The 17434-nt window shown below is 63.5% G+C and carries 14 protein-coding genes; 10 read left to right on the forward strand and 4 right to left on the reverse strand.

The features are described from left to right. Positions 1 to 46: 46 nt before the first annotated feature. The 3 genes from BLP10_RS04195 to BLP10_RS04205 all read right to left on the reverse strand — a co-directional run bounded on the left by BLP10_RS04195 (position 47) and on the right by BLP10_RS04205 (position 6204). Entirely contained in the window at positions 47 to 2023 is a 1977-nt protein-coding gene (locus BLP10_RS04195; RefSeq protein WP_280141069.1) for a CHASE2 domain-containing protein, read from the reverse strand. A gap of 2 nt (positions 2024 to 2025) precedes the next feature. After that, on the reverse strand, positions 2026 to 5661 hold the full coding sequence (locus BLP10_RS04200) for a FecR domain-containing protein (protein ID WP_091130535.1): 3636 nt from the start codon (positions 5659 to 5661) through the stop codon (positions 2026 to 2028). Positions 5662 to 5826: 165 nt separating this feature from the next. Then, the gene (locus BLP10_RS04205) at positions 5827 to 6204 is read right to left on the reverse strand and encodes a response regulator (RefSeq protein WP_091130539.1); all 378 of its coding nucleotides are present in this window, start codon (positions 6202 to 6204) and stop codon (positions 5827 to 5829) included. A 249-nt stretch (positions 6205 to 6453) separates the two neighbouring features. On the opposite strand from BLP10_RS04205, the gene BLP10_RS04210 reads away from it, so the two are divergent. Together BLP10_RS04210 and BLP10_RS04215 are read left to right on the forward strand one after the other, a co-directional pair. After that, positions 6454 to 7416, forward strand: a complete 963-nt coding sequence (locus BLP10_RS04210) for a glycine betaine ABC transporter substrate-binding protein (protein WP_425286933.1) — start codon at positions 6454 to 6456, stop codon at positions 7414 to 7416. Positions 7417 to 7541: 125 nt separating this feature from the next. Then, positions 7542 to 8282: a glutamine amidotransferase gene (locus BLP10_RS04215; protein WP_091130542.1), complete on the forward strand. Its 741-nt coding sequence runs from the start codon at positions 7542 to 7544 to the stop codon at positions 8280 to 8282. On the opposite strand, the gene BLP10_RS04220 is transcribed toward BLP10_RS04215, so the two are convergent. Further along, positions 8279 to 9712, reverse strand: coding sequence for a helix-turn-helix domain-containing protein (locus BLP10_RS04220; RefSeq protein ID WP_091130545.1), 1434 nt, complete (start codon positions 9710 to 9712; stop codon positions 8279 to 8281). The two genes, BLP10_RS04215 and BLP10_RS04220, sit on opposite strands and share 4 nt — an antisense overlap. A gap of 217 nt (positions 9713 to 9929) precedes the next feature. Here BLP10_RS04220 and BLP10_RS04225 point away from each other — a divergent pair, with 217 nt between their 5' ends. The 8 genes from BLP10_RS04225 to BLP10_RS04260 all read left to right on the forward strand — a co-directional run bounded on the left by BLP10_RS04225 (position 9930) and on the right by BLP10_RS04260 (position 17433). Further along, positions 9930 to 10139 (forward strand): DUF4170 domain-containing protein, encoded by a 210-nt coding sequence (locus BLP10_RS04225; protein WP_091130552.1) that lies wholly within the window; start codon positions 9930 to 9932, stop codon positions 10137 to 10139. Positions 10140 to 10372: 233 nt separating this feature from the next. Then, a complete protein-coding gene (gene osmF, locus BLP10_RS04230) occupies positions 10373 to 11233 on the forward strand; it encodes a glycine betaine ABC transporter substrate-binding protein OsmF (RefSeq protein WP_244510415.1) in 861 nt (286 codons plus the stop codon). Positions 11234 to 11293: 60 nt separating this feature from the next. Beyond that, positions 11294 to 12499 carry an ABC transporter permease gene (locus tag BLP10_RS04235; RefSeq protein ID WP_244510390.1) on the forward strand — a complete coding sequence of 402 codons (1206 nt, stop codon included), beginning with the start codon at positions 11294 to 11296 and terminating at the stop codon, positions 12497 to 12499. Further along, positions 12496 to 13434 (forward strand): ABC transporter ATP-binding protein, encoded by a 939-nt coding sequence (locus tag BLP10_RS04240; protein ID WP_091130569.1) that lies wholly within the window; start codon positions 12496 to 12498, stop codon positions 13432 to 13434. Before BLP10_RS04235 ends, BLP10_RS04240 begins: the two co-directional genes overlap by 4 nt. After that, positions 13431 to 14183, forward strand: a complete 753-nt coding sequence (locus BLP10_RS04245; RefSeq protein ID WP_091130572.1) for an ABC transporter permease — start codon at positions 13431 to 13433, stop codon at positions 14181 to 14183. Before BLP10_RS04240 ends, BLP10_RS04245 begins: the two co-directional genes overlap by 4 nt. Next, positions 14180 to 14746 (forward strand): biliverdin-producing heme oxygenase, encoded by a 567-nt coding sequence (locus BLP10_RS04250; protein ID WP_091130583.1) that lies wholly within the window; start codon positions 14180 to 14182, stop codon positions 14744 to 14746. Before BLP10_RS04245 ends, BLP10_RS04250 begins: the two co-directional genes overlap by 4 nt. Next, positions 14743 to 16983 carry an ATP-binding protein gene (locus BLP10_RS04255; protein ID WP_091130591.1) on the forward strand — a complete coding sequence of 747 codons (2241 nt, stop codon included), beginning with the start codon at positions 14743 to 14745 and terminating at the stop codon, positions 16981 to 16983. The genes BLP10_RS04250 and BLP10_RS04255 overlap by 4 nt, the downstream gene beginning before the upstream one ends. Continuing rightward, on the forward strand, positions 16984 to 17433 hold the full coding sequence (locus BLP10_RS04260) for a response regulator (RefSeq protein ID WP_091130597.1): 450 nt from the start codon (positions 16984 to 16986) through the stop codon (positions 17431 to 17433). Position 17434: the final 1 nt, after the last annotated feature.

Raw genomic sequence — 17434 nt, forward strand, 5'->3', positions numbered from 1 at the left:
GCAAGTCTTTCGTTTTACTTGCAATTCGCTTGCAGGTGCGGCCGGGTCAACCTTGCATCTGCTCGATCTTGCGCATGAGCTTGCCGTAATAACCGGCAAGCGACGGATGGAGCGACTGGCAGCGGACGGCAAGGCTGAGCGCCTCGTCTCTCCGTCCGTCGCGCATGCATGCGAGAATCTGCGAATGCAGACGGGTGAGCTCGGCAACGGCCGGGTCCTGATTGTGCGACGCAGGCGCGACGACGGTGTAAATCGCCGATTCCGTCGCGCGCCCGCGCACCGCGATGCGGTCGAGTTCGATCAGAACGTAATCCTCACGCACCGCTTCGGCGGTGGCAGGACCGAGGATCAACGAGACCTTGTATTCCTTCGAGAGGCTTTCCAGGCGCGAGGCGAGATTCACCGTATCGCCGAGCACGGAATAGTCGTAGCGCCAGCGGGAGCCGACATTGCCCACCACGCAATCGCCCGTGTTGATGCCAACGCCAATCGCGAAGACGGGTGCATCCTCGCCTTCTTCCCGGCGCAGCTCCGCATTGAGCACGGCGACGGCTTCCATCATGCGCGTCGCCGCGCGCACCGCGCGCCGGGGGTGGTGCGGGCTCGGCAGAGGCGCGTTCCAGAATGCCATCACGCAATCGCCCATGTATTTGTCGATGGTCCCGCCTTCCGCAAGCACGGCTTCGGAGAGGGGATCGAGCAGGCGATTGATGAGCGAAGTCAGGCGCTCCGGTTCATCCTTCAGCTTCTCCGAGAGAGACGTGAAGCCGCGCACGTCGCAGAAAAGAATCGAGAGATTGCGCCGCTCGCCGCCGAGCCTGAGCGCGTTCGGATCGTGCGCGAGCTGCGCCACGAGATCGGGCGAGATATAGCGCGAGAAGGCTTCCGACACCGCTTGGCGCATTTGCCGCTCGCGCGCGTAGTCGAGGCCGAAGCGCGTTCCGAAAACCGCAAGCGCCGTTGCGACCGGCAGCACGGGGGGCAGCCACACGCGCTCCATGCGCAGAACGAGCCACGAGCCCGCAATGAAGAAAATCACCACGAACAGGGCTGCGAATCCGGTTCTCCAGCTTACGCCGTAAATGGACATGGTCGCAGCAAGGCAGGCGGCTCCGACGATGAGTGCCAGCACCGCGAGGCGCGAGACCGGAACGACGAAAAGGTTATGAAGCAGGTTGTCGACGATGGTCGCCTGCACCTCCACGCCTGCCGTGAGGCTGCCCGTCGTCAGCGTGTAGGCGGTGGGAAAGGCGTCGGGCGTGCCGGCATTGGCGGATGTCGCCGCCTTCAGGCTGAGGCCCACCAGAACGATCTTGTCCTTGAATCGCCCGGGCTGAAGAAACTCCTCTGGGTCGAGAGCCTGATAATAGGACACGGTCGGATAAGTGCGGGCAGGGCCGAAATACTGGATGAGAGCGCCTTCCGGCACCGGCCTCACCGGCTTGCCCGCGAGACGCAGGATCTCGGCCGCGAAGCTGTCCGGCTGGGCCGGCATGCGGCGCAGGTAGACGTCGCCGTCAGGATCGACCGAGGCGACGCCGGGAACCGCGCCTGCGTCGAGGAACGGATCGATGGGGTTGACGCGCGTGGTCTGAACGCCGTGATCGAGCTTCGTTGTCACGTCGTCGGCGGCCAGCACCACATCCGGTCCGAGGGCTGCGGCAAGACGCTTGTCGGCTTCCTCCGTCGAGGGCTCGGCAAAGATGATGTCGAAGCCGATGGCTTTCGCGCCCGCCGCCCGCAGTCTCTCGACGAGTTGGGCATGCAGATCCCGCGGCCACGGCCAGCGTTGCCCGATTTCCGAGAAGGACGGTTCGTCGATGGCGACAACCTCCACGCCATAGGCTGGCGGGCGCGGCGGCGCGATGGTCGAAAGGATGTCGAAGACCCGCGCTTCGATGAGCGCGAAGGGCTGAAAGAAGGCGAGCGGGCTCAGGAGCGCGGCGATGAGCCCCGCCATGGCGAAGTGCCGCCAGAGCGGCTCTCCCGTCTGCATGCGCCTGGAGGCAGCGGGTCCGTTCACACTCAGAACCGCGCCTTCACGCTCGCCGCGAAGGTCCTTCCCGGTCCCGAAATGTTCGGCGCGACCTCATAGGCCTCATCAAACATGTTGAGAACGCTCACGCCCAGGAGCAGTCGCCGGTCCGGCGTCTCCCAAGTCAAAGACGCATCCGCCGTCCAGTAATCGTCGATCTCGGTACCTGTCAGGTCGCCCTGCAGATCGCCCACGAAGGTGGCGGCGACCGTGAGCTTGAGGCGGCTCGGGTGAACGAAGGTGACGCCCGCGCGCGCGAAATCGCCGGCGATCAGCGGCACATCGTTTCCGAATGCATCGCCGGAGCGCACTTCAGCCGATTGCGTGCCGATGGTGCCGAACACGCCGAAGCCGTGAGTGAGCCAGATATTGGCCGTCGCAGCCAGCCGTTCGATGCGCGCCTTCTCGACAACGATGCTGTCGAAGGTGTTCGGCACACCGATATCGAGATTGTCGGCGTTCTGCCGCTGATACTCGACAGCCGTGAAGAAGTAGGGCGACCATTCCGCATCCCAGCGCAGGGCGAGAGTGTCGACCTCGGCGCCCAGCGCGAGGGGCAGCGTATTCGGCACCAGACCCACGGTCGTAACCGGCGAGAGCGTGTAGGCGAGCGGCATCAGCCCGTCGCGGCGATAGGCCGCCCGCAGCCAATGGCCCTCGAAAGGCGCAATGCCGATGCCAGCGCGCGGCGAGACCATGCTGTCGTCGCCGAAATCGGTATCCAGCGTCGTGCGGTGGATGCCGGCTTGAGCCTCGAACCAATCCGACGGACGCCAGAAGAGGTCGGCATAAAGCCGTGTCGCCCTGAACGTCGTGTCCGTCTCTTCGTCGATGGGCTCGAATACGGATTGGCCCGTATTCGGATTGAAGGCGAAGCTGGTGCCCGTAGTGGTGCTGCGAATGCGCCCGCGCTGTCCTTCGAAGCCATAGCGCAGGGTGAAATCATCGAAGCCGATGCTGTGAGAGATTGCCGCCATCGCGCCTTCGGTGCGGCTGCGCTCCTGCTGCTCCGCGCCCAGGATGATCGGAGGAATCAGGTAAGCCGCCGCGCTGGAAAATTGCGTGTCGAACGTCCGCTGCCCGAACAAAGCTGCGGTGAGCACGTTCCTGTCGCTGAAGCTGTGGCTCCAGCCCGCGCCGCCGAGCACGGCGGTGGTATCCCGCGTCCCTGAAAACGCGCTGGTGTTCGTGGTGATCGTCGCAACACCCGGCTTGCCCTCGGCGGCCGCGCCGAACAGCACGAAGCGATCCGCTGCCGAAGGTGCGGAGCCGATGAAGAAGGCGCCCTTGGTTTCGTCCTCCCGGTCGATGGTCGCGCCGTCGCGTGTCTGCGCGCGGCCGACATTGAGAGAGAAGGAGGTGGGAAGCGGCTCGTTGGAATAGCCCTGGACATTGGCTTCCGTCTGCCAGCCGAGATGGCCATCGTGCGACAGCAAGCTGCCGCCGATCTCGACATCGAGGAAGGGACGGCGGATCAGGTCGAGGCGTCCAATCCGGCCGGAGACCGCGAGCGGATCGAGAAACAGGCCCTGGAGCGTCAGGTTGAGCGCCGTCATGTCCACATCGACGCCGGTCTCGATGGTGGAGATGTCGGGACGCGCCGTGAAGAGATTGGGCCGGTCGACGGCGGCCTGATCGAAATAGCTCGAAGCGCTGAACGGATCGAACACGCGGTCGCCGTAAAAGCGCGACCACTCGTTGAGATTCAGGAAGCGATAGGCCTGAGCCGGATAGGATCCGCCGTCCTTGTTCACGGCAAGTCCCTCGAAATCGCCGCCTCGCTGGCGATAGCGGCGCAAGGTCTCGCGAGCGGCGAGCACCGCCTGGTCCGCCTGATATTGATCGATGGCAATCGCCGTGCGGGCGCTCGACACCACGGGATCGTTGGGATCGAGGCGGTCCGCATTGTCGAGAGCCTGATCGGCCAGTTCCTCCTCGCCGTTCTGGTAATAGGCGATTGCGGCCATCAGCAGACCCTGGGAGAGGCCTGGATTGGCGGCGGAACCTGCGAGGATCGCCTCCAGCGCCTTGGCGCTCTCGCCCTTCTGCAGGAGGTAGCGGCCGCGCGCGATATAGGCCACGGAGAAGTCAGGATCGAGAGCGAGCGCCTTGTCGATCAGCGCGCCTGCTTCCTCGACACGGTTCTGGTCGAGCAGAAGGATCGCGAGATTGGCGTAAGACACGGGACTTCCCGGATCCTCCGCGATGGCCCGGCGCAGGGCTTCCTCCGCTGCCAGAGGCCGGTCGCGCTCGGATTCGAACAGGCCGATGCTGTTCCAGATATTGGAGTTGCCCGGTGCGACGAGCGCCGCTTTGCGCAAGGCCTCGACGGCGGCATTCACCTCGCCGTCGATGTCGCCGCGAATGTTGCTGTCGGCTGCGATCACCTCCGGATCGTCCGGATCAATGGCCTTTGCCCGCGCGATGGAAGCACGCATCGCTTCGCGCCGGTTCAGCGCATAGGAAACCTGCGCCGACATCACTGCGATGCGCGCATCGTTCGGGAAGCGCTTTTCGGCAGCCTTCAAGACCTCGGCTGCCGCCGTCAGATCCTGGCGGAAAGCCGTCACATAGGCATGAGCCAGCACGGCCAGGGGATCGTTGAGCGAGCTTTTCGGTTCCGGGTAGACGCGATCGGGATCGGCCAGGGATTGGGCGATGTAGCGGCCGTAGGAAGCGAGCACGCGGCGCTTCGCATCCGTGCCGCGCTCCGCCCTGGAGAAGAGGGCGGCCGCTTCCGGCCAGCGCTGTTCCATGCCGAGAAGAGTGGCTTCCACGAGATCGGCGCGGGCGCGTTGCGCAGCGCTCAAATGTTTGGCGCGGGCTTGCGTGAGAGCCTGTGCCGCAGCCGTGCGGCCATCCAAGGCGATGGCGGCCTCCGAAAGGCTCAGCCAATCCTCGGCCGTGCGCCCCTCGGGGGGAACGGCAGCAATACGCGCGCGCTCCGATCTCAAAGCGGGGCCCGTGAGCGGCGATGCCGGCATGGAGGAAAACGTATCGCGCAGGCTCAAGTAGAAGAGCATCTGCTCGCGGTCTTCGGAATTCGTGAGCACGAACTTCGTCGGCGCACGTCCGATGGACGCCACTGCCCCTTCGCCTTGCCGGACCGTGACGGAGCCCTGCGCGTTGCGCAGCTCCACCACGCCCTCGAGGACGACGAGCGAGGTGCGTCCGCCTTCGACCGAGAGCGACCAGTCGGTGCCGCGGATGGCGGCGACTGCCGCAGGGGTCTTCACGTCGACGCCGGAGCCGTCACGCGCGGCGCGTGCCCAGATGTTGCCGGCGTCGAGATTAAGCGTGGTCGTGCCGCTGACGCTGCTCGCCACGTCGTTGACGGTCAACGTGGAGTTGCGTCCGACGCGGATCTGGGTCTGATCCGAGAAAAGGATGGCCAGGTTGCCGATGGCGTTGGTTCGCAGCACGTCGCCGCCGATCACATCCTGCCGGAGCTGAGCGGCCCGCCAGAGATCCTCCCGGACGAAGCGCATCTCCTCGCCGCCCTTGACGGCAACGATCGAGCCCAATGCGGGGTTCTGCCTGGGAACAGGTGCTTGGGCGTGGACCTCGGATAGGCACAGCACAAGAGTGCTTGCCGCCGCGAGGAGCCGGAATTTGCGTTGAGCCATGGGAGCCGACGAGTGAAATTAGCCTATACTGCGTAACGTAACATAACCTTAGCAGTCAGCAGGATCAAAGCCGAATCGGCAATGATCTTCTGTGCTCGAAAGCACATGGCTAATTCCTTTAGGGAAGGGCCGGCCTCAATACTGGAAAAACGGCCGTCCGGGCGATCAGGAAACGATCTTGCTCCGGGCGATGATCAGCTTCTGCTTCAGGTCATGCTGAGCGAAGGGCTTCTGCAGGACCGGGCGGTCACGGAACGAATCGCGGATGCCGGCGCTGCCGTAACCCGTCGAGAAGACGAAGGGGATCGAGCGCTGCGCGAGGGCCTCGGCGACAGGATAAATCGGCTCGCCCGCCACGTTCACGTCGAGGATGGCAAGATCGACCTGCTCTTTGGCGACGGCATCGAGGGCTGCGGACAGGCGCGCTGCGGGGCCGATCACCTCACAGCCGAAATCGAGAAGCATGTCTTCCAGCAGCAGGGAGATCGCCGCCTCGTCTTCCACCACGAGGATGCGCAGCCCGTTCAGATCTCCGTCGCTCATCACGCTGTCAGTCACCGTTTCTCTTTCCGTATGCAGAGACTTAACTCGTCTTCAGGGTATTCAACTTAACTTATGTTAACCGACGATCCTAAAGCGGTATTGGGAATCAGGGTTCTATCATCCTTACGCCAAGGTGCAAAAGCGAGTGGAACAACCCGACGCTCTTTCGCCTCAACGGCCTAGTTGATCTTAGAGCAGGCGACTCCAATTGCATAGGTCCTGAAGAGCTTGAGTTTGTTGGATAAAGCGATGGTGAAGCCCAGGCTTTTCGTAGCTTTCATGCGACTCTTCGCCTTAGGTCTCATGGGAGCTCTCGCCCCGGCTTCCGGCCTTGCGCAGGAGCGGCCCGGGGTGGTGGTCGCCTCCAAGGCCGATACGGAGGGGGCCCTCCTCGGCAACATGATCGCCCTGATTCTCGAGCGCGAAGGGGTCCCGGTGGATCTGCGCCTGCAGCTCGGTCCGACCCAGAGGGTCCGCGCGGCTCTTCTGTCCGGGGAAATCGACCTCTATCCCGAATACACCGGCAATGGGGCCTTCTTTCATGATATGGAGGGCGACCCGGCCTGGAAATCGCCCGATGCGGCTTTCGACCGGATCAAGAAGCTGGATGCGGAGCGTCACAAGCTGGTCTGGCTCGCCCGGGCTCCCGCCAACAACTCGTGGCTGATCGCCGTTCGGGGCGATCTGGCCCGGCGTCTCGACCTGAGCACCATGGACGATTTCGCCCAGGCCGTGGGACGCTCCACGGATCTCAAGCTCGCGGCCTCGGCCGAGTTCGTGGAAAGCCCGGCGGCTCTGCCATCCTTCGAGAGAACCTACGGTTTTCAGTTTCCCCGGGACAGGATCGTCGTTCAACTTGGTGGAGACACCATGAAGACCATGCGTGCGGCTGCCCGCAACACCGATGGGGTGAACGCCGCCATGGTCTATGGAACGGACGGCGCGATCGTTCCCCTCGATCTTGTCGTGATGAAGGACAACAAGGGCGCTCAGATCGTGTACGAGCCTGCGCCGGTCATCCGGGCGGCGATTCTGCAGCGATATCCGAAGATCGCGCAGGCGCTGGCTCCGGCCTTCAGCTCGCTCACGACGACGAAGCTCCAGGCCCTCAATGCCGAGATCGCTATCGAAGACAAACAGGCGCGGGACGTCGCCAGGCGCTATCTGGACGACTTGGCAGGATCGAGGACAGGTCCACGGACGTCGCCATAACCTTAATCCCTTGCGCACGCCGTGTTTCCTCCTGAATAATTGCGTCATGTTCAGTCGATTTGTTTCCCCTCGCGCCTGTCTTCGCCCTCCGCAGGTCCTGCAGGATCGTGAGTTGGAGGGGGACCATGGCTAGATTCCAGACCAAGGCTCCCGTTCTCATCGTTCTCCATCAGGAGCACTCCACCCCGGGCCGCGTCGGACGCCTGCTCGCGGAGCGCGGGCATCGGCTCGACATCCGCCGTCCCCGCTTCGGCGATCCCTTGCCGGAGACGCTCGCCGACCATGCGGGCGCGGTGATCTTCGGCGGCCCCATGAGCGCCAACGACCCTGACGACTTCATCAAGACGGAGACCGACTGGATCGGGGTTCCCCTGAAGGAGAACAAGCCGTTCCTGGGGCTTTGCCTCGGTGCGCAGATGCTCGCCCGGCACATGGGCGCGAGCGTGTGGCAGCATCCGGAAGGGCGGGCCGAGATCGGCTATTATCCTCTCGTGCCCACGCAGGCCGGGGAGCGCCTGAGTGAAGCCTGGGGCGTGCCGTGGCCGAGCCATGTCTATCACTGGCATCGCGAGGGCTTCGATTGTCCCCTCGGGGCTGAGACCCTCGCGACAGGGGACGATTTTCCGACCCAGGCGATCCAGGTCGGCCAAAAGGCGTTCGGCCTGCAGTTCCACCCGGAGGTCACGCACGCCATGCTCTGCCGCTGGACCGTCGTCGCCGAGGAGCGCCTGGCCGCGCCCGGCGCGCAGGACCGCGTTCGTCAGCTCGAAGGCCGCTTCCAGTACGATCCGCACGTGTCGCGCTGGATCGACAGGTTTCTCGATCACTGGCTCGATGAGCAGCCCGGGACGGGTCCGGAACCTTAGGTCGCGTCGAACTCGAACGGCGAGATGCCGCGCCGCATCTCGTCCACGATCAGCGCATGCATCATGGGCGGGGCCGCGCGTTGCGGGCAGGCGACGCGTTCGCAGAGGCGGCAATTGATGCCGATGGGTGTGGCGTCGGCGGCGGACAGATCGAGCCCGCGCGCATAGACGAGGCGATGGGCGTATTTCAGCTCGCAGCCGAGGCCCACCACGAATTGCGGATCCGGCATGCCCCAGGGATTGGAGGCGCGCTTGACGGAACGGGCCATGGAGAACCAGCGTGAGCCGTCGGGCAGCTCGACGATCTGCGTTGCCACCTGTCCCGGCGTCCTGAAGGTGGAGTGCAGGTTCCAGAGCGGGCAGGTGCCGCCGAACTGCGAGAACGGGAAACGTCCCGACGAGAAGCGCTTCGACACGTTGCCCGCCGCATCCACGCGCACGAGGAAGAACGGGATGCCGCGCGCGCCGGGGCGGGCGAGGGTGGTGAGGCGGTGCGCCACCTGCTCGAAGCTCGCGCCGAAGCGCGCGCCGAGTACTTCCACGTCGTAGCCGAGCGCTTCCGCCGCCGCATGGAACTTGCCGTAGGGCATCATGAGCGCCCCGGCGAAGTAGTTGCCGAAGGACACGCGCAGAAGGCGTCGCGCCGGACCGTCGACGGGCTCGAGCCGCGCCGCGAGCGCGTCGATCGTTGCGCGCATCTCCGCAAAGGCGAGCTGATAGGCGGCCTGAAAAGTGCGCCCCGACGGATCGACGAGTTCGGAAATCAGAAGCTGGCGGCGGTGATGGTCGTAACGCCTCAAGTTATCGGACATCACGTCGATCGGCATGACGCGCACGCGGATTCCGTGCTTGGAGCGCAACCGTTCCGCGATGGCGAAGAACGGCTCGTGACCCGTCACCGCAAGGTCAGAAGCTAGCGCCTCGGCAGCCTCGTCCAGTTCCGGGAAATGATTCTTGGCTTCGTGGATCAGCTCGCGCACCCGATCCACCGGGTTGACCTGCGGCGCATCCTCGGCGCGGTCGCGGTCGTTCAGATTGGGAGTCATCACCTCTCGTGCTCCGCGCATGGCCTGATAGGCGCGGTAAAGGCGGTTGACGGCATCCACGAGGGAGGGCGCGTTCTCGATGGTCTCGCGCAGCTCGATGCGGGCGACCGGCGCGCTCCGGAAGAGCGGATCGGCAAACACCTCTTCCAGCTCCGAGACCGTGCGCTCATGGTCGTCGTTGGCGAATTCGCGCGGGTCCAGCGAATAGGCGTGGGCGAGGCGGATGAGCACCTGCGCGGTGATGGGACGCTGGTTGCGCTCCATGAGGTTGAGATAGCTGGGCGAGAGCCCGAGCTCCTCCGCCATGCGCGCCTGGCTCAGGTTGAGGTCGCGGCGCAGGCGCTTGAGGCGGGGGCCGACGAAAAGTTTTCTGCTCTCATCCATTTGTAAATCTTTTTACAAGTTTACCGAGCTTGTGCTGTCGGCAATTTACAACGCCACTTTTCTTCTTAAATCAGCCATTGAAACAAAGGCTTCTTCTGGAATTATACCTATCAGACGCCTAGCCGATGAACAGAGTTTGTGGGTCTGCCGGGCACTTTGTCAACGGATGTAAATTTCATTGAGAGGCTTTCGCCTCTCAGCAAAAAGGAGAACGGCCATGCAAAAGTCTCGTTTCTGGGTGGTTGGCGGGGAATACACCTCCTGCGATTGCGAATCCCTGGTCCAAGGTACCGAGCGAGTCGTCGGCCCCTTCGAGAGCCGCGCCGAGGCGGAGAGCACTTGGCGGCTCCTGTCCGAGGATCATCGTCCCCAGGCCCAGGTGCGCTTCACCATCGCCCAGGAGCCGCCGGCAATTCTGAGCGCTTGACGATCACAGGCCTCCCTGAAGCCATGCCCATCCACCCTCGGCGCTGCCGGTGGTGGGTGAGGGCGTTTGAGCACGAAGTTTTTATCCCTGCGATCGGGACTCGAAAGGTGCCCTCTGCTTAAATACCCGGCGTGACCTAGATTGATCTGTGCTCGTCTTGGTCATGCTGAGGGACAATCATGAAGCCCGTACTGAAAAGCCTCGTTGCCGCCCTGGGTCTCGGCCTCGCCGCCATGAGTTCCGTCAAAGCCGACGTGGTCGTCTCGTCGAAGATCGACACGGAGGGATCGGTTCTCGGCAACATGATCCTGCTGACGCTCCAGGCGAACGGCATCAAGACGCAGGATCGCATCCAGCTCGGTGCGACGCCGGTGGTGCGCAAGGCGATCACCGCAGGCGAAATCGACATCTATCCCGAATACACCGGAAACGCCGGTTTCTTCTTCAACAAATCCGATGATCCGGTCTGGAAGGATGCGGCAAAGGGCTACGAGACGGCAAAGAAACTCGATTACGAAGCCAACAAGATCGTCTGGCTCGATCCCGCGCCGGCGAACAACACCTGGGCCATCGCATTGCGCCGGGATGTGACGGACGCCAACAAGCTCAAGACGCTGTCCGACTTCGGCAAATGGGTTTCGGGCGGTGGCGAGGTGAAGCTCGCCGCTTCAGCCGAGTTCGTGAATTCGGAGGCGGCCTTGCCGTCCTTCCAGAAAACCTACGGCTTCACCATGAAACCCGATCAGCTCATTGTGCTGTCCGGCGGCGATACGGCTGCGACGATCAAGGCGGCGGCCGAGAAGACCAGCGGCGCCAATGCGGCGATGGTTTACGGCACGGATGGCGGCATCGCGCCGTCGGGGCTCGTGGTGCTCGACGACGACAAGGGCGTGCAGCCGGTCTATGCGCCCGCGCCCATCATCCGCGAGACGGTGCTGAAGGAGAATCCGAAAATCGCGGAGATCCTCAAGCCCGTTTTCTCTTCTCTCGACCTCACGACTCTCCAGAAGCTGAATGCCCGGGTGCAGGTGGGTGGCGAGGCGGCGAAAGCCGTCGCAGCCGATTATCTGAAATCGAAAGGCTTCATCAAGTAAGTGCCGAAGGATCGCCCGGATGAGATAATCGGGCAGCCAAGCGAAAGACCAGGGTACAACGTGAGTTCCGCCACATCCCGGACGAGCACGCTTGGCGTGGCTCCCCCGCCACGCCCCACGCTCTCCTTTGACCATCTGGGGTGCGTGATCGCCATCATCATCGGCATCGCGCTCTTTGCCGCTCCTTTTGCAACGTATCGCGCAACGCGCATCGCGTCCGGCGAGGCGCGTTTCCTGATCGAGGCGCTGCCCATCGCCATGGGCACTGTCATCGTCGTCGTGTCGCTTGGCGTTGCCGTGGTGGCGGTGCTGGTGCGCGACCCTTTCGGAAGATTGGGTTCGGCCGTCATCGGCCTTGCGGTTCTTCTTCCTGCGCTGGGTCTTTCCGCCGGTTTCCTGACGCCGGCCGACAACACCTTTGCCCGTGTGTCGCCCTCCCTGGGTTTCTGGCTGCTGACCCTGTCGTTCTCGCTCCTCGCCATTGACGCCCTGGCGCGCCTGAGGCTCGGTCCCTATGGACGGCTGGTTGCTTTGGCTGTGGGAGTCAGCGCTCTTGCGCTCCTGCTGTTCTCGGGCATCTGGGACAGCCTCTCGATCCTCAAGGAATACCACACCCGCGCGGACACCTTTTGGCGCGAGGCGCGACAGCACCTCCTGCTCGCTTTCGGCTCCATGGCGGCGGCATGCATCATCGGCATCCCCCTCGGCATCGCCGCTTATCGGTTGAAGACCCTGCGGACAGCCCTGCTGCAGGGACTGGGAATCGTGCAGACGATCCCGAGCATCGCGCTCTTCGGCCTTCTCATGGCGCCGCTCGGCGCCATCGCAGCCAGCGTGCCGCTTGCCGCTGCCTTGGGAATCAAGGGCATCGGCGCGGCGCCCGCCTTCATCGCGTTGTTTCTCTATGCCCTGTTTCCCATTGTCGCCAACACGATTGCCGGATTGAGCCAGGTCCCGGCGGCTGCCGTCGACGCGGCGCGGGGCATGGGCATGTCGGCCCGCCAGCAGCTTGTCGAGATCGAAATGCCGCTCGCCTTTCCGGTGATCCTTGCCGGCATTCGCATCGTGCTCGTTCAGAATCTCGGACTCGCCACGGTGGCGGCGTTGATCGGGGGAGGCGGCTTTGGAACCTTCGTGTTTCAGGGCATCGGTCAGACGGCAATCGATCTCGTGCTGCTGGGTGCCATCCCCACCGTCGCCCTATCCTTTGCCTCATCCATCTTTCTCGATGCATTGGTCGATCTCGCCAAGGGAGCGCATGCATGATCGAGATCGAACATCTCACCAAGCGCTATGGCACGACGACCGTCGTCGACGATGTGTCCTTCGAAGTGGACGAGGGCAGCCTTACTGTGGTCGTCGGCACGTCGGGCGCGGGCAAATCGACACTTCTGCGCATGATCAACCGATTGGTGGAGCCCAGCGCGGGGCGCGTGCTCATCGACGGAGAGGATACGCGCACGATTCCTGAGGAGGAGCTGAGGCATCGCATCGGCTACGTCATCCAGGGCTATGGCCTGTTCCCGCATCGCAATGTGGCGGCCAACATCGCCACCGTGCCGCGCCTGCTCGGATGGGACCGCAAAAAAATCGCGCAGCGCGTGGACGAACTGCTCGACCTGTTTCAGCTCGATCCTGCGGAATTCGCGCAAAAATTTCCGCATGAATTGTCCGGCGGCCAGCAGCAGCGCGTGGGCGTGGCGCGGGCCTTGGCGGCTCGTCCCTCTCTGCTGCTGATGGATGAGCCGTTCGGAGCGCTCGACGCAGTGATCCGCGCCAAGGCGCAGGACGACCTCCTCGCCATCCAGCGCCGCTTGGGGACCACCATTGTTCTCGTCACGCACGACATGAACGAAGCCTTCCATCTCGGCGACCATATCGCCGTCATGGATCAGGCCCGCCTTCTGCAGCATGCGACGCCGGCCGAACTGTTGATGCATCCGGCCGACGATTTCGTGGAACGCCTTGTGGGAACCGCGGAGCGTCCGTTCCGCCTCATCTCGCTGGCGACGGTGCAGGATGCTCTCGAGGCAGGTGAAGCCGCTGGCGAGCCGGTCGCGGCTTCCGACAACCTGCACGATGCCCTCGCGCGCCTCATATGGACGGGGCGCGAAGCCCTGCCGGTGGCGGACGCCAAAGGCGCGATCGTCGGCAGGATCAGCGTCGGCGGCATCCTGCAGCATGGGCGTCCGCATCCATGACGCTGCCTTCCGTCGTCCGCTTGCTGGGCCTGTTGCTGCTCGTCGCCTTCATCACGATGCCGCAGGCCTTCGCGTTCATCTTCGAGCCTTTGATCACGCGTGGCGCGCCGGCCATCTACAATCAGGGGAGCCTGCTTGCGCTCACCCTGCAGCATCTGCGCACAGTGTTCCTGGCAACGCTTGCCAGCACCGCTCTCGCCGTTTCGCTCGGCATCTTCGTCACCCGCCCCTCGGGCGCGGAGTTCCTGCCGCTCTCGCGCAGCCTCGTGAATATCGGGCAGACATTCCCGCCGATTGCCGTTCTCGCCATCGCGGTTCCTCTTGTCGGGTTCGGGGAGAAGCCGACTTTCATCGCGCTGTTTCTCTACGGTCTCCTGCCGATCTTCGAGAACACCCTGACGGGCCTGACGCAGGTTCCCGCGCAGGCCATAGAGGCAGCGCGCGGCATGGGGATGAATGCGTGGCAGCGCCTGTCCCAGGTCGAGCTGCCGCTGGCTTTTCCCGTGATCCTTGCCGGAATCCGCCTGTCGGTCATCATCAGCCTGGGCACGGCCACCATCGGTTCCACGGTCGCGGCCAAGGGGCTCGGCGAGGTGATCATCGCCGGGCTGCAATCGAACAATATCGCTTTCGTGCTCCAGGGCGGATTGGTGGTTGCGCTGCTCGCCGTTCTGATCCACGACGGGTTGGGGCTTGTGGAGCGCGCTGCCGCCCGCAGATTGGGCCGCGCTCCGGATGAAGTGTCATGACCCTGCTCGAACGTCTGAAAATCGAAACCAGGCCCGCCCATGACCGGATCGAGCTGGCCATGGATCTCGAACGCCGGATCGCCAGCCGCGACGGCTATCGGAGTCTTCTGATTCGGTTCTACGGCTTTCACAGCGCCTGGGAACAGGCCGCCTCAAACCTTGCGCCGGATCGGGATTTCTTCGAACGCCGCCGCAAGACGAGGCTCCTGGCCAAGGACCTTTCGGCGCTTGGCCTGTCGGATGACGAGATCATTCGTTTGCCGCAATGCGCTCCTCTCATGCCGATGCCGTCGCCCGCAGCCATGCTCGGCAGCATGTATGTGGTCGAAGGCTCGACGCTGGGCGGCGCCGTCATTGCGCGCGAGGTGGAGCGCAATCTCGGGTTAGGACCCGAGACCGGTTGTGCCTATTTCAAGAGCTACGGGCGTGATATTGCTGTCATGTGGAAGCAGTTCGGAACGAAGCTTCTGGAAGCGTCCTCTCCCGAAGCCGACGACGTGATCGTCGAAGCCGCGCAGAAGACTTTTGACGTCATGCACGATTGGCTGTGTGAGGGCCCATGAATCAGCGAGTGCCACAAGAGATCGATCTGACGGCATGCGACCGGGAGCCGATCCACATCCCGGGGAGCATCCAGCCTCATGGCATCCTGTTCGCCCTGTCCCGGACGGACATGACGCTGACCCATGTGAGCGCCAACGCCGCGTCCGTCCTCGGCCTTGAGCCCCTGTCTCTCCTGAAGCGGCCTTTCCGCGAGGCCCTGCCCGAGATCGCCGCGCTGATCGAAGCGGATCTCGAAGAGCCAGTGAGCCTGGGAATGGCACGTTTCCTGCGCACGATCACGCTGAACACCACCGCAGGAAAAGCAGCGTTCGACGCCATAGCCTCCCGCTCTGACGGGCATGTGGTCCTCGAGCTGGAAGCGGTGTCCAGCGACAAAGTCTCCAGCATCGATGCGCTTTACCCGACATTGCGGCGCTTCGTGGAGGAACTGCACGGAGCCTCCACGATCGACAGGCTCTGCCAGATGGCGGCAAAGGATATCCGCCGCATGACCGGATTCGACCGGGTTCTCGTTTATCGCTTCGACGAGAGCTGGAACGGCACCGTGATCGCGGAGGACGGGAACGGCAAGCTGCCGTCTTATCTGGACCTGCGCTTTCCAGCCTCCGACATCCCGGCCCAGGCGCGGGAACTCTATCGCCGCAACCGTCTGCGCATCATTCCCGATGCGGATTATGCGCCTGTTCCCATCCAGTCGCACGATCCCGCTCCGCTCGATCTGAGCGACTCGGTTCTGCGCAGCGTCTCGCCCGTGCATCTCGAATACATGCGCAACATGGGCACGCCCGCCTCCATGTCGATCTCGATCCTGCGCGACGGCGCACTCTGGGGGTTGATCTCCTGCCATAACAGCACCCCCAGACGGGTGCCGTTGCCGGTGCGCAACGCCTGCGATTTCCTCACCCAGATTTTCTCGCTCCAGCTGGAGGCCAAGGAGAATACCGCACTGGCGGAAGCCCGGGTGCGGCTTCGCAGCGTTCAGGCGCGTCTCCTGGCCTATATGGCCGGAGAGAGCTTCTTCATCGACGGTCTGGTGAGCCATCCGGACGACCTGATGCTGCTCGCCGGTGCGCAGGGTGCCGCCATCGTGACGGACGAGTATTGCTGGCGCATGGGCGACACGCCGAGCGAGAACGATGTCAAGGCGCTGTACGCCTGGCTCTCGGAGCATCATCAGGAGGACGTTTTCGCGACGGACCGGTTGGCGGAACTCTGGCCGGAGGCCGAACGCTACGCTGACAAGGCCAGCGGCCTCCTCTCCATTTCGATCTCGAAAATGCGTTCGAGCTATATCCTCTGGTTCCGCCCGGAGATCATCGAGACCGTCAAGTGGGGCGGCAACCCGGAGAAGCCCGTTCGTGAGGAAGCCGGTACGCTGCGGCTTCACCCCCGGCGCTCCTTCGAGATTTGGAAAGAGACCGTGCGCGGGCACTCGGCTGCCTGGGACCGAAGCGAGATCGAGGCGGTCAAGGAGCTGCGCAACGCCATCGTCGGAATCGTCCTGCGCCGCGCCGAAGAGCTGGCGGCCCTGACGGACGAACTTCGTCGCTCGAACAAGGAGTTGGAGGCTTTCTCCTATTCCGTCTCACACGATCTGCGGGCGCCTTTCCGGCATATCGTCGGCTATTCGGAGCTTCTGAAGAAGCAGGAATGGTCGGATCTGTCCGAGCGCGGCAAGCGTTATATCGATACGATCATTGAATCGGCCTACACGGCGGGAACGCTGGTCGACAATCTGCTGCGTTTCTCGCAAATGGGGCGCACGGCCCTCAAGCCCCGTCCGGTGAATACAGCCGAGCTTGTCGAAGAGATCCGACAGAGGCTCACCATGCAGACGGAGGGGCGGCGGATCGAATGGAACATCGGCAGCCTGCCCACAATCACGGCAGATCCGGTGCTCATCAGGCTCGTCTTTGAGAATCTTTTGGATAATGCCGTCAAATATTCTCGAACGCGGGATACATCCCGTATCGAAGTGAGTTCCTACCGGGAAAACGGGGAGATTGTCTTTTTCGTGCGCGACAATGGCGTCGGCTTCGATATGAAGTATGTCGACAAGCTGTTCGGCGTGTTCCAACGTCTTCATCGGATGGAAGAGTTCGAAGGAACCGGGATCGGGTTGGCCAATGTTCGCCGCATTGTCGAAAGACATGGAGGGCGCAGTTGGGCTCAAGGCCAGCCGGACAAGGGCGCGACCTTCTATATCGCCCTGCCGGAGAATGAAGGAGCGGCGTGAATGCCGGAATTGAAACCGATCCTGCTGGTTGAAGACAACCCGAAGGATCTTGAACTGACCCTGGCCGCTCTGGAGCAAAGCCAACTCGCCAACGAGGTCGTCGTGGTCCGCGACGGCGAGGAGGCACTCGACTTCCTGAACCGGCGCGGCGCCCATGAAAGCCGCAACACGAGCGATCCCGCCGTGGTGCTGCTCGACCTGAAACTGCCGAAGATCGACGGTCTCGAGGTGCTGGAAAAGGTGAAGGCCGACCCGCGCCTGCGGCAGACCCCCGTGGTGATGCTGACCTCCTCGCGCGAGGAGAGCGACCTGATCCGCAGCTACGAGCTCGGCGTCAATGCCTTCGTCGTGAAGCCGGTGGGCTTCCGCGAGTTCTTCGACGCCATCCAGGATCTGGGCGTGTTCTGGGCCATCCTCAACGAGCCGCCGCCCCGGCGGCCCGACCAGTAGA

Origin of the sequence: Microvirga guangxiensis, from assembly GCF_900102135.1 — a bacterium.
Lineage (GTDB): Bacteria > Pseudomonadota > Alphaproteobacteria > Rhizobiales > Beijerinckiaceae > Microvirga > Microvirga guangxiensis.

Coding starts and splice junctions, on each gene's coding strand:
- BLP10_RS04205 (WP_091130539.1), bottom strand. CDS start 6,204: ATGAGCGACGGAGATCTGAACGGGCTGCGCATCCTCGTGGTGGAAGAC.
- BLP10_RS04200 (WP_091130535.1), bottom strand. CDS start 5,661: ATGGCTCAACGCAAATTCCGGCTCCTCGCGGCGGCAAGCACTCTTGTG.
- BLP10_RS04220 (WP_091130545.1), bottom strand. CDS start 9,712: ATGGATGAGAGCAGAAAACTTTTCGTCGGCCCCCGCCTCAAGCGCCTG.
- BLP10_RS04245 (WP_091130572.1), top strand. CDS start 13,431: ATGACGCTGCCTTCCGTCGTCCGCTTGCTGGGCCTGTTGCTGCTCGTC.
- osmF (WP_244510415.1), top strand. CDS start 10,373: ATGAGTTCCGTCAAAGCCGACGTGGTCGTCTCGTCGAAGATCGACACG.
- BLP10_RS04225 (WP_091130552.1), top strand. CDS start 9,930: ATGCAAAAGTCTCGTTTCTGGGTGGTTGGCGGGGAATACACCTCCTGC.
- BLP10_RS04210 (WP_425286933.1), top strand. CDS start 6,454: ATGGTGAAGCCCAGGCTTTTCGTAGCTTTCATGCGACTCTTCGCCTTA.
- BLP10_RS04250 (WP_091130583.1), top strand. CDS start 14,180: ATGACCCTGCTCGAACGTCTGAAAATCGAAACCAGGCCCGCCCATGAC.
- BLP10_RS04255 (WP_091130591.1), top strand. CDS start 14,743: ATGAATCAGCGAGTGCCACAAGAGATCGATCTGACGGCATGCGACCGG.
- BLP10_RS04260 (WP_091130597.1), top strand. CDS start 16,984: ATGCCGGAATTGAAACCGATCCTGCTGGTTGAAGACAACCCGAAGGAT.
- BLP10_RS04240 (WP_091130569.1), top strand. CDS start 12,496: ATGATCGAGATCGAACATCTCACCAAGCGCTATGGCACGACGACCGTC.
- BLP10_RS04215 (WP_091130542.1), top strand. CDS start 7,542: ATGGCTAGATTCCAGACCAAGGCTCCCGTTCTCATCGTTCTCCATCAG.